Here is a 13,712-nt window from a genome sequence, read left to right on the forward strand (position 1 = left end):
TAAAAAAAAGTGAGCCTGTCTACTCGGAACCCGCCCGAATTCGAAGCAAAAGGCCTAATTTCAAAAAAACCCGGTCCATTCGCACAAAATGTCGGCCAAAAAAATGGCAAATAGCTGAAATTAAAGCCGAAAAACCGCGAACAACATCTGTACGCCGAGCCCATTCATAGCGCTTTATCCCGGTTATCAGAAGTTTCTCCCGGAAATCTATCAGAAAACACTACTGATAGATCAAATTATATACGCTGCAAAAAAAGAACGCAAACCGGGATAAATCCACAGCTTGCGTGCTTCGCGAATGTAAATGTAACATTAAATTAACATCATTGTATCAAGAGTGTTACCGTTTGTCCAGCCGTTTTTCTCGATTTATGTCGAGAAAATGACCTCCGGATAGGTTTATGACACATACGGGTTATGGGCGCGCTCGTATCCGATCGTCGTTTTCGGTCCGTGGCCCGGATAGACTTTGACTTCGTCTTTGAAAGTAAAGAGCTTGTTCCGGATGGAGTCGAGCAGATCCCGTTCCCGTCCCCCGTACAAATCCGTTCTTCCGACGCCAAGCTTGAACAGCACGTCCCCTGAAAAAAGATCGTCCCCGCATAAAAAGCTCACGCTTCCCGGCGAATGCCCCGGCGTATGATACACCGTAAAGGTATGGCCGATCAGCTCCAGCTTTTGCCCTTCGTCCAGACCGAATTCGGCTGGAGCGGTTGAAAGCGGCGGCGACACCTGCGGCCAATTCAACGACCCGTTCAGCTTCGGATTTTCAAGCCAATCGGCTTCCAGATCATGCAGGTACACCGGACAGTTTTTAAGCTTCCGGATTTCATCCACCCCGCCCATGTGGTCGAAATGCGCATGAGTCAACAGGATCGCTTCGATTTCGAGCGGTTCGATTTTTTTGATGAGGGCGCCGGGGTTCATTCCCGGATCGATGATCACGGCGCGGCCGGGATCTTCTCCTGTCAGCAGGTAAGCGTTCGTTTGCAGCGGTCCGAGGCAAAAGGTTTGAATGTTCAGCATTTCGCCTAAAACCCCGAGATCAGTTCACGCAGTTCCTTGATAACGACCGCATGATAATCGGTTCCTTCCCCGTAAGCTGCGATAAGCTCTTTGCGGCACTCGGCCATTTTTTCCTGGTAATCGGGCGCCTCCCGGTCCGGGTTCTGCTGCTTGAACCGTACCATGATCTGCTGCACATGCGCGGGCCGCGGCCCCCATTTGCCCAGGACGTTTCCGTCCGTATCCGTAAAAATGACGACAGGCACGCTTCGTCCCCCCATCGTCAAAAACTGGTCCATCACGTCGAAGTTTTCTTCGAGAATAAGCACTTGGGTCGGGATGTCCGCCGCTTCAAGCGCCCGGAACACGACAGGCACGTTGCGCACGACGTCTCCGCACCAATCCGCAGCTAAAATCAACACGCGCAAATCGTCACGGGATCGCAGGTTTTCGAAAAATTCGCGGTCGCCGTCGTTTTCCCACGAGAACGCCTCATAACCCGACTGGAATTCCTCCCGGTTCTTCTGCATGCCGTCAATGAATTGCTGCGGGGAAAGCCCGGTATTCAGCTTGTCCGCCAAATTGACTGTCATTTACTTTGTCCCCTTTCTGGATCTCGACTTCACCATTTTGATAACAAAATACACGATTAACAGCGCAAGCGCAACGAGCAAAATCGGCGTCACGTACGGTTTTGCCTCTTGATTAATGTTTTCCCATTTTTCTCCGAGGACAGATCCAAGATAAATAAATAAGATCGACCACGGAATCGTAGCCAGCGTCGTCAGTATCGTAAAACGCCAGATATTCATCTTGGAAATTCCCGCCGGAATCGAAATCGCATGACGAACAACCGGAATGAAACGCGCCGTAAAAATGACCCCGGAGCCGTATTTATTAAACCAAGCTTCCGCAGCATCGATATGTTTTTTATGAATAAAAATATATTTCCCGTATTTCTCGAGCACCGGCCTGCCGCCATAGCGTCCGATCCAATAAACGAACAGCTGCGCGATGACGCCGCCGATAACACCGAATACTACAGCTCCCACAAAGCCGATACTCTTCGTATGAACCAAATACCCTCCGTATGCAAGCACAATTTCACTAGGTATAACCTCAATCATTAAGCCCAGCATAATACCGAAGTAACCTAGGCTCTCAACCCATTGAAGCAACTGACTGACGATATCCGAAATAAAATGCACCGTGGCCCCTCTCTTCTATTTGTACTTTGAAGTCCCTATCCCCATCTATTCTAGCATAGTAGCGGACATGACTTCTACTTGCGCCCAATTGCGCCCGAAAGGTGTCTTTGCCCGCTTCTCCGGCATATGGTGGGGAATAAAAGGAGGTAGGTCACATGCCGCCGATTTCTCAGAAAAAAGACGCTCCGCTGCCTTCGGCCCGCGGCATCCGCAGAGCCTGCAGCAAAGAGCTGTACCGGACGGTCAAGCGGCTGAAAGTATATGTCCCGGATGACGCCCTCCGCGAAGGCGAAGCGCTCTATTACCGCAAGGTGATCGGCAACCTGATCTGGATCCACGAAAACCGCAGCAACCGGAAGCTGCTGTGCGATTGGTGGGACGAAGCGGTCCGCGGCGAGCTGGCCGCGCTTTGGAAGGTGGACGAAGAGCATCTCGGAAAAGCCTTCCGCGAAGCTTTCGGCGGCTGAACGACTGTTCAGTAAAACATGCCGGTAGAGACGATGCAGGGCGTCGGGCTTCCGATCCGGCGGCCGAAGTTTCCGCAGCCGGTCCCGTCCGTTTATTCCGAAACGGGGAGGGATCGTTCGAGCCGGGCAAGCTCGCGGCCCCATATGCGGGCTTCGCGGGTCAGGCCGAACTCCCGGTCATTCCGGACCTGGGCCCGGCTTGAGTCTGCGGCCCGGCGGACGTATTCGTCGTACAGCGCAAGCCCGGCGGCAACGGTCCGGCGGGCTTCCGTCACGCTGCCTGACGCCAGCTTGCGCCGGGCCAGCCGGAACAGGCCCTCCAGGCTTTTGGTCTGCTCGCCCGCGTTGTATTTGTCCCGGCGAAAGCCGGCCTCCGTCCAAAAGGCGGCGGCATAGGCATCCCCCCGCCGGACGGCATTGTCCGCAAGGGCGAACAGCAGACCGGGGTGTCCGGGCGAATAGGACAAGCTCCGCTTAAGCACCGTCTCGGCATCTCGGGGAGGCAGCCTGCGCGCCAGCTCCAGCGCCGTCCCGGCGTCGGCCGGATTCCATTCCAGCGAGGAGCGCAGAAGCGCGGCGGCTTGGACTTGCGAGGTTTCGGCCATCGCCTGCTCATGCAGCCGGTGGCCCATTTCTCCGCGGAAGGCGAGCCAAACGCCTCCCCCGGTGAGGCCAAGCCAAAGCAGCAGAAGCGATGCCGTGCCGAGCGCCGAAAGGCGATGTCTGGACCGGGCAAGCTGCGGTCGCTGCCGCGAACCTCCCGCTGCCTTCCCCGCCCTTTCGTAGGATGGTTCTCCATCTTCCTCTCTTTGCACCAAAACCCCGTCGGCTTTCGCGGTTTGATCGGAAAGTCCCCGTGCGGCCAACAAAAACATCAAAAGCCAGACCACCCCGAAGCTGAAATCAAGATCGACGGCACCGTGCAGCGCGAAAACGGCGTAAGCCGGCAACAGCTCGCGCCGGCGGCGAAAGAGGATTACTCCGGCAGCCGCGAGCATCAGGAGCAAAACGGACGTGCCAAGGATGCCCGTGTTCAGCAGCATGTCCAGGTAACCGCTGTGAACCTGGCTTCCGACATAAGGATTCGACTGCACGGCGCGGTACGAAAACCGCCACGTCTCACCGCCTTGTCCAAACCAGGGAGCCTGCCCAAACAGCCGCCACGCGTCGCGGTACATCGCCCCGCGCGCCGTGACGGTGCCGAAGTTTCGGACGATGCGCTCCTGCGCCGTCAGAAACACCGCGGCCGCACCTGCGGCCGCGAGGATGCCGCCTGCCGCCCAGGCCAGGCGGCGGCGGGAAGCCGCCCCGCTGCGCGCGAGGCGGCAAACCCCCAGGCCGGCAAGCATGCTGCCGGCCCAAACCCCGGCCAGCGCGAGCAGGCCGGGGACGGGCCGTACCGCCAGCGAGGCGGCTGCCAGCTGGCGGTACAGCAAGGCCGCGCCCGCGAAAGCCGCGGCCGCAAGCAGCAGCGGCGCGAGGCTGCGCCGCCGCTGGAGGGCAAGGCCGGCGGCCAGGGCCGCGCCGGCCGCTAGCCACGCGCCGCGCGACTCGCTCAGAAGGAGCGCGGCGGCGTACGGCAGCAGCGGGAGCGCAGCCCGCAGCAGCCGGGCCTCTCCCGCTCCGGGCTCATGCCGGAGCAGCGCAAACAGCCGCTCCAACAGGAAAGCGGCCATAAGCATGCCGAACGTGTTCGGATATTCCACAAGGCCGGCCAGTCTCGCTCCGCTGGCGCTGATGCCGGCGTTCGAGCTGAACACGACCGCATGCGGCAGCGGCAGGACGCCGCAAACCGCCAACAGCGCCGAACCGCACAGCAGCGCGCCTGCCGCATGCCACGCCGCCGCCAGAACCCGCTGCCCTCCCTTGCGGCGGACGACGGCAGCTGCGGAAACGGCAAAAAGACCGTAAAACCACCACCGCAGCAGCTGGTTTACCGTCCCATGAACGGACAACGGCCCCAGCAGCCAGTGAAAGGCATATACGGTCATCAATATAAACGGACTCAGAATCCATAAGGTTTCGGAGACGGAACCGAAACTTGCCGGCCCGACCCTTTCATTTCCGGATGCCGCCGCATGCCGGATCAGCGCTGCAGCGCCCCCAAAAAACAGCAGCAGGCCGTACAGCATCCAGGCCGGATATAAATCCGCCGTAAAATAAAAGCCGGAATTCAGACAAGATATAAGCAGCACCGCCATCAGCGCCGCTCCTCCCACGCCTTGAACAGAGCGTTTCACGTTCTGCCTCCTATTCCTTTTCCTGAAGCCCCGATCGGGTAACGCCAGCGTTATTTCGAATCGTCCTTCGCGCCTGGCAGCAGGTCCGCGCACGCTTTTTCCAAATACGGCCGGGCTTGGAGGAAGTCGCGGAACGCCGTATATTCGCGCCATAGCTGCTCCTTGTCGGAAGCTTGGCTTTTGACCGCCCGGATCAAAATGTTTTTCGGCGTATGCTCCAGGTCGATGAATTCGAGCAGCTGCGTTTTGTAACCGAGAATGTCAAGCAGCTTGGCCCGGATGCCGTCGGTTGCCAGCGCCGAGAAACGCTCCTTCAGGATGCCGTGGGAAAACAGCGGCTCCATGACTTCGTTGTCGATCTGGTTAAACAATTCATGCTGGCAGCACGGCACCGAAAGGATAACCGAAGCGTCCCAGCGGACCGCCTTCTCCAAGGCCGCGTCCGTCGCGGTATCGCAAGCATGGAGCGTCACCACCATGTCCACCTGCTCCAACTCGTCGTAGTCGGCGATATCTCCGACCAAAAACCGAAGGTTGCTATAGTGCAGCCTGTCCGCAAGCTGGTTGCAGTGCTCGATGACGTCCGCCTTCAAATCCAAACCGATGATTTTCAGCGGCCGCCGTTCCTGGATCGACAAGTAGTGATAGAGCGCAAAGGTCAAATACGATTTGCCGCAGCCGAAGTCCACGATCGTCAGCGGGCGTCCCTCAGGCAGCGCCGGAAGCACGTCCTCCACCATCTCCAGAAAACGGTTGATCTGTTTGAACTTATCGTATTTCCGGGCCAAAACCTTCCCTTGTTCATTCATTATACCCAGTTCGACAAGGAACGAAATCGGATGGCCCTCTTCCAGCACATACTTTTTTTTGCGGTTATGCGCGAGGTCGGCCGTCGTTTTGGTCGGAGATTTGGTCAGGATCGACACCTTGTATTTTTTGCTGATCAAAATCTGATAGTCCGCATCCGGCGTGCAAATCATCCCTTGCCGGAACGTTTGCTCGAACAGCCGCATGATCGCTTCCCCCGCCTCTTCCGCGGGAATGTTTTGATGGACGACCTTGTTCGGGTGCACGTATGCGAACTGGTAATGTATTTTTTTCTTCAGCTCGACCGGCTTGATCTGCACTTTCGTAAAGGTCGCGCCCTCGCGTTTGCGCAGCTGGCTCAGCGTCGCCGTAATCAATGTCGTTTCTTCCGTAATGTCATGGATGAGTTTGCGTAAAGATTCCAAGAGAGTACATCTCACTTTCCCGTATTTTCAAAATGAAGCTTTTCGATCGTCCGCCGCAGTTCTTCCGCGCCTTCCCGCACCTCTTCCCGGGGAAGTCCGCCTGCTTCAAGCTCCTCGTCGCTTCGTTTCAAAAGTCTTTGATAGAAGGCATGGCCTTCCTCTTCGGTCAGCTCCTGTTGACCAAGCAGCCGGTACAACGCGTTCTCCGCTTCGGCGTAACGTCCCTGCTTCTCTTCATAGCCGAACAGCAGCCTGTCCGTTTTGGCCGGAAGCCTGTAGCCTTTAACCTGTTCCTTCAGCTCGGCCACGCGTTCCGGCAGCTTCAGCATCGTATGGTCCGCCCCGTGAAGATCGGCATAGAGATACAGGTGCAGCGATTTCATCAGGCGGGTCAGCCCTTCATCCTGCCGATCCATATCCATGTAAACGCCGCCTTCTTCCTGAAGAAGCCTGGCTACGGTTTGCAGTTTATCGGCTTCGATGCCGCCGCCCAAGCGAAACATCTCTATGATATCCTCAACGGACAGGGAATTCAAAAGCTTCGAATTCAGACGGAAGTTTTTGCTCAGCAGATCGTCGATTTCCCATAAAGCCTCGGTATATTTTTTCTGCTGTTTGAGCCCGAATACTTTGCCGACCATTTCAACCATGTCTTCCACGATCTGCAGCAAATAGTCTTTCCTGAACATGATGCCCCTCAACCCTTTCCAAAAATAAATTCGATTCTAGGCGCTCGGCGAAATTTCCTATTGCTGCCTGTCCGTGCCGGGTCATATTTCCCGAAAAGATAGCCGGCGCTGCCCTGATAAGGAACATTCTTTTTAATGATTGTATGATATTCGGAATGCCAAAGCCAGCGGACCGTTAGCGAAATCGGATGCGGATGAAGCCGGAGGGGAAAAATCCGGTCCGAAGCGGGACGGCATTTCCCCCTTTTGCCTACACACGAGTTTCGTCGCGAACACTGAACGAACTCGACACCGCAGCCCATCGTATAGTCGCTTCACTACCGCCTGCCGGCTTATGAAGGGTTAAGACCGGCTCATGGGCGCAAAAACATCGGCAAAAAGCCGGCTCCCCTTGAATGAGAAGGGGTCCGGCTTTATTGTTCATCGCGTGAAGCTGTAACGGGGTGAAGTTTTCAGCGCATTAAAGGTCCCGGTTCGAAGCGGTCTGCTCCAAGAAACGAAGAATGACCCGAGCCAGTTCCTCCGGCGCTTCCATCATGCTCATATGGCCTGCGCCTTGAATCGTCGCTTTTGTTATGTTCGGACGGTCTGCGGAAAATACTTTTTCCGGTGGCGCCACCCGATCGTTTTCGCCGGCCACCAGCAGCACCGGCAGCGCCGAAGCGGAAATGACGTCCCGGCGGTCCGGCCGCTCGCGCATGGCCAAAGCCGCGCCCGCGGCGCCTTGCGGCGGCGTCAAGTAGCCGATTTCCTTCGCTTTTTCGATCAGCTCCGGCCGGGACTTCGCCGTGTCCGGCGCAAACAAGCCCGGAATCAGGCCGTCGATGAAAGCGGTAACCCCTTCCGATTGGATGGTGCTCACCGCCTTCAGCCGTTTTTCCTTGCCCGCTTCGTCATCCGCGTATCCCGTTGAATGAATGAGGCCAAAGCCGTTTAACCGGGCGGCGTATCGCTGCGCAAACGAAAGCGTGATGTACCCGCCCATGGAATGGCCCAGCATCGTTGCTTTCGGCAGGTTCAGCTCATCCAGAAGTTTCAGGACATCATCCGCCATTTGCTCGATCGAATACTTGCCCAGCGGGGCGTCGGACGAGCCGTGCCCGCGCAGGTCGGGCGCGATGCAGCGGTAGCTGCCGGACAAAAGCGGGACCAGCTGCTCCCAGTAGCCGGAGCTTCCGCAGAAACCGTGAAGAAGAACCACCGGCTCTCCTTCTCCTTGATCGGTATAACAAAGCGTATATCCGTCGCAAACTACTTTATCCATCATAAAACCCTTCTTTCGTGAGGATTTGGCAAAACACTTTTTTGTTCCGGTCCGCTTATGCAGCCATATTCCGGGCGGCACGCCCATAGATTTAAATCAATGGCCAACCCCTTGACCGGTTTGTGCCCGCATCCGCGATCATTCCGAATGCTTCCGCCGCGGCCGAGGCGATTTGGCCGGCCATCGTCATCACATGATGCAGCGATGTCGTCTGCAGCGTCGCGTAAGGTTTGGGACCAAGCGCATTCACGACGGCGGCCACGCTGTAATGGCCGACGGCAGGAAGCGCTTGTCCTACCGACCGCGCGGGCAACAGCGGCTCGTCCGAAACCAGAAAGCTTCCGACCGATTGCGGCTGACCCAGGCAGGCATCGATGGCGACCACGACACGGCTTGCGGGAATGTCCGCCAAAAGGGCTTCCAGGCTGAAAGCGTCGCATGGAGCAAGCATCGTCCCTACGACATGGGGAAAGCCATAAGCGGAAAGCGCGCTTCCCGTCAGCGGGCCGAGCGCATCGCCGGTGGAACGGTCCGTGCCGATGCACAAAAAGGTTACGTCGCCGGGTTCATGCCGGCCGCGGATATCCGCAAAAAAGGAGCGTAGCCCGTCGGCATCCGTTTTTTTGCTGTTTCCGCCCTTGGCCCGGCCAGAGCGAAAGTCTTGATTCAACAAGGCAAAATGCCTCCCTTGCAGCTTGATCGACAGTTTCCTTTCGATTTTACTGCAAATCGGCCGGCAAGAAAAATCATTTTCCTGTATCGGACACTCAGACGTGCTACAATGGTTACAGCCCGGCTAGTCCCTAAGCAAATCGGGCCTTGGCTTCGCAACCTGTTCAAACATTTTTTGGCAGAGACTAAGGAAGTCGTACACTCTCGCAGCGTAAAAAAAGAACCTGGAAAGGATGATCCTCCCCATGGATTTATCGCAAAAAACGGCTGAAAATATCGAATACATGATCGAACAGATCAAAACCAAGCTGAGAATGGCCAGCGGCGCCGCCATGAGCTCCACCGCCTTTTCGGTGGATCAATACGAGGATATCCGCGATGTCTACGAGCTTGTGATGAACAAATCGAACCTCAGCATTTCAGAAGTGGAAGCTTTGGTTTCGGAGCTTGGCCGCTTGCGCAGCAGATAGTAATGAATCCGCCTATTTTACGGATATGAAAGCCCCCTGATGTTCCTTGGTCCGCATGCGTGCGAAGGAACACCGCAGGGGGCTTTTCTGCAAGCCGGCTGGCGTTTAGGGAATATCGACAAGCACGAATTCCGCATCCCCGTCGCTGCTCGTCCCTTTGATATGAAGGTCGCAGTTGTTGCGGATCCGGGCCGCATCCCCCGGTTCGAGCTGGAAGGTGCCGTCGTTGCAGCCGATTTCCAAATGGCCGGAAATGAGGAACAAATACGTCCTTCTTTCCTCTTGCTGGTCGAACACGATTTCTTTGCCCGTCTCCAAAATCGGAATATAAAGCGCAATGTCCGAATGGATCGGAAGCCCTTCTTGCCCTCCCTCCCTTCCGGTTACCGCCGGCGTAAGCTTGTTCAGCCGCTCCTCCCTGGAAAGGACCCGGGAAGTCCACGACGGCCTGTGCCCCGGCCCGGAAGGCAAAAACCACATCTGCATAAACCTGACAGGCTCGTCTTCGGACGGGTTTGTCTCCGAATGGTCAATGCCCGTACCGGCACTCATCACCTGGACCGAGCCTGCCGGAAGGCGTTTCGTGTTGCCCAGGCTATCGTTATGTTGGAGCGTCCCGGATAGGACGTAGCTGACGATTTCCAAATCATGATGAGGATGTTTCTTAAAGCCTTGCAACGGACTTAGCCGGTTGTCGTTATGCGCCAGCAGGCAGCCGAAATGCGAGTTGCTCGGATCATCGTAATCGGCGAAAGAAAAGCTGAATTCGCTGTGGATCCACTCCTTCTCCGACGTATGACGTTCCGCTGAAGTGACTACTTTAATCATTTTACATCCACCTCCATGAATGTGTGTCCAGTTAAGGTTGCTCTTGATTATGTAGTTTTTACCCCCAACTTTTGCGGCTCAATCACTTTGAACATTAAAAACGCCGATCGACGTATCTTCTTTCCAAAGATGACGGACCGCGTTTTTGCGGACATTTTTTTCCGGGATAAGAGGCTTTCGCATCGAAGAACCACCTTTCGGATCTTTTCAAAAAAATCCCTTCCGGCCTCCGGAAGGGATTTCGCTGCACAAGATATGTGATTTATAGGCAGCTTCCAAGCATTTCGCGAACCGGAAGTCCGCGGGACTTGCTTGTCGATCGTTTATACGGATTGCAGGCGGAACACCGTTTCGGCGTGCCCTACCTTTTTGCCTTCGTCATTAAAAATGTCATGCGTAAAAGACTCTTTTAACCTCCGGATGAGCGCCTCATTCCCGTAACCGATTTGTTCCAGAATGGACTCCACGATCCAGCCCCATTCCTCCTCCGATCCGTCCAATACCTTAAAAGCGATGCCAAGCCGTTCTTTTTTGAGGCCGAAGCAGTACACTCCTTTAAACCCGCCTTTGGCGACGAAATTGGCGTCCTGCAAAACAAGGGAATCGACGCGGCCGCTGCCTCCCACCATCTCGGGGTGAAGGTTCATCGCCCGGGTGATGGTCGTTACCGCTTCCCGGATGCCTTCATCCTGAATAAGATCCGGGCAGGCGAGCTTCACGTATGCCGAAGCCATCGCCGAAAGCGGCAAAGCGAAAACGGGAAAACCGCAGCCGTCGGTACCCAGACTGATCCGCTCCGGGGCAATGCCGCACATCGCCGATACGGTTTCAGTGATTTCTTTTTGCACCGGATGCCCCGGATCCGCATATCCTTCCAGCGGGTATCCTTTCATTTTGCAGTACGCGAGCACCCCGAGATGTTTGCCCGAGCAGTTATGGTATAAACGGCGCTTGCCGCCATGCCCGCGCAGCACGACTTCCTTGCTCTCTTCGTTCAACGGAAGGCTTGGCGCGCAGACGAGCTCCGATTCCGTCAAACCGGTTTTTTTCATGATGCTCTCCAGCACCTCGACATGATCATGCTGTGCCATATGCGAAGCCGTCATGATCGCGATTTCCTTCTCGTTCAACCCGTAATGGGATGCAATGCCGCCGCGGATCGGCGCGATCGCCTGAAGCGGCTTCGCGGCCGAGCGCGTAAAAGTGACGAAATCGGGATCACCCGCGAACGCCTCGGTTTCTCCCCGCCCGTTTACGATGCATATATGTCCATGATGCGAGCATTCCATAATGCCCGCGCGGTATTCCTTGACCAGTACCGGTTCCATCAGACCATCTCTCCTTTAGCTAATCGCTTATCCATCATACAACTAATTTCAAAGAGTTTGAAGATCGCCGCGTTATTGTACATTATTTTCTCCGGCTCCATATTTCATGATTTTTGTTTCAGCCGCCATGAGACCGTTTAAATACGAAATAAGCAAGGACAAACCCGAATAACATGTCGTTCTGAATTCGAGTCTTCCGGCATTTGCGTCAGCCGTCTCGCCATATTATCGGCGATTTGCCGCAGACGGGTGCCGGGATGAAATTTGAAACAAGGAGTGGTCTCGATGAATAAAACGGAAACGGATTGCCAAGTTCAAAGCGGCGGTACCTCCACGTTCCTCAAAGGGGCGCTGATCGGCGGTTTGCTCGGGGCGGCTGCGGCGCTGCTGTTTGCCCCGAAGTCCGGGCGGGAGCTCCGGGGCGATTTGTCCGGGACGATCAGCAGCATGACGGACAAGTCGAAAGAGCTGGCCTCGGCATGGGGAGAAAAGGCGTCCGACGTCGCCAAAACGGTTTCCTCCAAAGCGACGGACCTCGCCAAAACGGTCAACGAAGGCAAAAACAGCATCATGGAAAGCGTGAAGCAGGCTTCCGCCGATCTGGCCGACGACGCCAAAAGCGCCTCCGATAAAGTCAAATCGGCTTCGGAAGACGCCTCCAAACAGCTCCGCGAATCGATGGAATAGTTCCGCCTGCCGCCGGATAAACGATTCACCCCTAAGCCAGCTGAACCGGCTGGCTTTTTCTGCGCCCAAGGCGACATTGAAGGCGCCCATGCGCCGAAAGAAAGCAGGGATGAGCATGAGCAAACCAAGCGCGTATCGCGTCGACGTCGACGAGCACCCGTTCGAACTGAGGCATGAGGTCAAAAGGCTGAACAGGCGTCTCGATCAAATCGCCGATTCCCTCGAAAAAGCGGAAATCAAGGATGTTCTCGAAAATTACACGAACCCGAAAAAAAGAATCATCACCAATTTCACCTCGGGGATCGCCCGCGGCCTCGGTCTCTCCCTCGGCACGTTTGTCATTTTGGGAATTCTCGGGTACATTTTGAGCCTCTTCGTCAAAATGCCCGTCATCGGCGAGTATATCGCCAACCTGCAGCACTATATCAACGAGTATAAACGGTGAGTCGGGCAGCCGATCACCGTTTTTATATGAGCAAGAGCGGTACCCGCATTTCTCCCGGGACCGCTCTTTATAGTCTATGACGAACCGCTTCTGCGCGAATCGCGTCGCCGTCATATTTTCGACTTCCTTCCCTTGACCCGCAGCAGATCCCCGGTCCAGCCTTTTCTGTGCATCCACCAGTACATGCCCAGCGTAAATAAAAACGTGGCAAACATGACGCTGATGAAGCCCCAAGGCGTTTTGATCGCCGGAAGGTTGTCGAAGTTCATGCCCCAGATCGCACCGACGACGGTAGCCGGCGTAAATATGGAGGTCACGATCGTGAGCGTCTTCATGATTTCATTGCCGCGGAACGCGGACACGGCCTCATCGATGGAAATCAAGGTGTCGATTTCGTCCTCGTAATGCCGGAAGGCCCGGGTCATCCGCTCCATGCGATGGATCAGCCGCAAAAACTGCCTGCTTTTCTCCAGCCTCTCCAAATACCCCTCCCTGGCTGCAGCGATGAACTCGTCGAATGGCGTGAACAAATTGCTCCAAAACAAAAGCTCAAACCGGGAGTTCAAAATTTTGTCCATCAAATGGCGCTGATTGTCCAGCTCCATGGCCCGCTCGATGCTGCGCAGGTTCACCTCGAAGCGGTCCAGTCCCTGGTGGAAATAATGCAGCAGCGTCCGGGCCAGCACGAACATGCCGTCCACGGCCGTTTGGCATTGCTGCAGCATTGCGCTTCTTTCTTTGTCCTCCATCATTTCCCGCGTATTCGGATCCATGTTGATCGTGACGAGCATGTTCTCCTGTACGAAAAAATGAAGCCTGTCCACCGGGCTGACGCTGGTGACTTCACTGTTAACGGAGTATGGGAGGGTACCGAAAATAACGGCGTTTACGCCATCGGGAAAGCGTACGGAAATATAGTTTTCGCTGACTTCCGGAATGACGCGCAGCCACTCGTCGATGACGTCGGATTCCAAGCGCAGCTTTCGAAGCGCGTTTGCGGAGGATTCCCCCGAAACCAAATCATACCACCGCCACCCCCCCGCAAAATTCAGCAAGCGGTGCTGCACCGCGTTGGAAGCATTGTTCATAGGCCTTTCTCCTTTCGTCGGTCCGGCATGTTGGAAGGCATCCGCCTTTCGAATATGTAAAAGGACACGCCATTTTCTCCGCGGAGAAA

The 13,712-nt window shown here is 55.7% G+C and carries 15 protein-coding genes; 4 read left to right on the plus strand and 11 right to left on the minus strand.

All coding sequences use genetic code 11. The annotated features are described in order from the left end of the window. Positions 1–399 precede the first annotated feature (399 nt). The 3 genes from GQY55_RS24210 to GQY55_RS24220 are packed head-to-tail and all read right to left on the minus strand — an operon-like array spanning position 400 to position 2,213. Complete coding sequence (locus GQY55_RS24210) at positions 400–1,026, minus strand: MBL fold metallo-hydrolase (RefSeq protein WP_160044490.1); 627 nt, start codon at positions 1,024–1,026, stop codon at positions 400–402. A 5-nt stretch (positions 1,027–1,031) separates the two neighbouring features. Further along, entirely contained in the window at positions 1,032–1,598 is a 567-nt protein-coding gene (locus GQY55_RS24215) for a thioredoxin family protein (RefSeq protein WP_160044491.1), read from the minus strand. Next, entirely contained in the window at positions 1,599–2,213 is a 615-nt protein-coding gene (locus GQY55_RS24220; protein ID WP_160044492.1) for a DedA family protein, read from the minus strand. It lies immediately after the preceding gene. A gap of 155 nt (positions 2,214–2,368) precedes the next feature. Here GQY55_RS24220 and GQY55_RS24225 point away from each other — a divergent pair, with 155 nt between their 5' ends. Further along, the gene (locus GQY55_RS24225; RefSeq protein WP_160044493.1) at positions 2,369–2,680 is read left to right on the plus strand and encodes a dehydrogenase; all 312 of its coding nucleotides are present in this window, start codon (positions 2,369–2,371) and stop codon (positions 2,678–2,680) included. 92 nt (positions 2,681–2,772) lie between these two features. On the opposite strand, the gene GQY55_RS24230 is transcribed toward GQY55_RS24225, so the two are convergent. The 5 genes from GQY55_RS24230 to yyaC form a co-directional block, all read right to left on the minus strand. Beyond that, positions 2,773–4,920: an O-antigen ligase family protein gene (locus GQY55_RS24230; protein ID WP_160044494.1), complete on the minus strand. Its 2,148-nt coding sequence runs from the start codon at positions 4,918–4,920 to the stop codon at positions 2,773–2,775. 50 nt (positions 4,921–4,970) lie between these two features. Then, positions 4,971–6,152, minus strand: coding sequence for a class I SAM-dependent methyltransferase (locus tag GQY55_RS24235; protein WP_160044495.1), 1,182 nt, complete (start codon positions 6,150–6,152; stop codon positions 4,971–4,973). Between the two features lie 11 nt (positions 6,153–6,163). Next, complete coding sequence (locus GQY55_RS24240) at positions 6,164–6,841, minus strand: DUF6483 family protein (RefSeq protein ID WP_160044496.1); 678 nt, start codon at positions 6,839–6,841, stop codon at positions 6,164–6,166. A 460-nt stretch (positions 6,842–7,301) separates the two neighbouring features. Next, a complete protein-coding gene (locus GQY55_RS24245; protein ID WP_160044608.1) occupies positions 7,302–8,105 on the minus strand; it encodes an alpha/beta fold hydrolase in 804 nt (267 codons plus the stop codon). 91 nt (positions 8,106–8,196) lie between these two features. Then, positions 8,197–8,778: a spore protease YyaC gene (gene yyaC / locus GQY55_RS24250; protein WP_236575833.1), complete on the minus strand. Its 582-nt coding sequence runs from the start codon at positions 8,776–8,778 to the stop codon at positions 8,197–8,199. 244 nt (positions 8,779–9,022) lie between these two features. Here yyaC and GQY55_RS24255 point away from each other — a divergent pair, with 244 nt between their 5' ends. Further along, positions 9,023–9,247, plus strand: coding sequence for a DUF1128 domain-containing protein (locus tag GQY55_RS24255; RefSeq protein WP_160044497.1), 225 nt, complete (start codon positions 9,023–9,025; stop codon positions 9,245–9,247). 105 nt (positions 9,248–9,352) lie between these two features. Here GQY55_RS24255 and GQY55_RS24260 read toward each other — a convergent pair whose 3' ends face one another. Together GQY55_RS24260 and GQY55_RS24265 are read right to left on the minus strand one after the other, a co-directional pair. Then, positions 9,353–10,075 carry a pirin family protein gene (locus GQY55_RS24260; RefSeq protein WP_160044498.1) on the minus strand — a complete coding sequence of 241 codons (723 nt, stop codon included), beginning with the start codon at positions 10,073–10,075 and terminating at the stop codon, positions 9,353–9,355. 323 nt (positions 10,076–10,398) lie between these two features. After that, complete coding sequence (locus GQY55_RS24265) at positions 10,399–11,403, minus strand: asparaginase (protein ID WP_160044499.1); 1,005 nt, start codon at positions 11,401–11,403, stop codon at positions 10,399–10,401. A 285-nt stretch (positions 11,404–11,688) separates the two neighbouring features. Between GQY55_RS24265 and GQY55_RS24270 the strand changes: the two genes are divergently transcribed. After that, positions 11,689–12,090, plus strand: coding sequence for a YtxH domain-containing protein (locus GQY55_RS24270; RefSeq protein WP_160044500.1), 402 nt, complete (start codon positions 11,689–11,691; stop codon positions 12,088–12,090). An 88-nt stretch (positions 12,091–12,178) separates the two neighbouring features. Continuing rightward, positions 12,179–12,535 (plus strand): DUF5665 domain-containing protein, encoded by a 357-nt coding sequence (locus GQY55_RS24275; RefSeq protein WP_373309284.1) that lies wholly within the window; start codon positions 12,179–12,181, stop codon positions 12,533–12,535. A 110-nt stretch (positions 12,536–12,645) separates the two neighbouring features. Here the strand turns inward: GQY55_RS24275 and GQY55_RS24280 are convergent, their stop codons facing one another. Beyond that, on the minus strand, positions 12,646–13,623 hold the full coding sequence (locus GQY55_RS24280; protein ID WP_160044502.1) for a magnesium transporter CorA family protein: 978 nt from the start codon (positions 13,621–13,623) through the stop codon (positions 12,646–12,648). Positions 13,624–13,712 lie beyond the last annotated feature (89 nt).

It is taken from the genome of Paenibacillus sp. USDA918EY, assembly GCF_009870825.1.
In the GTDB taxonomy this organism is placed as follows: Bacteria; Bacillota; Bacilli; order Paenibacillales; family Paenibacillaceae; genus Paenibacillus_AQ; species Paenibacillus_AQ albilobatus.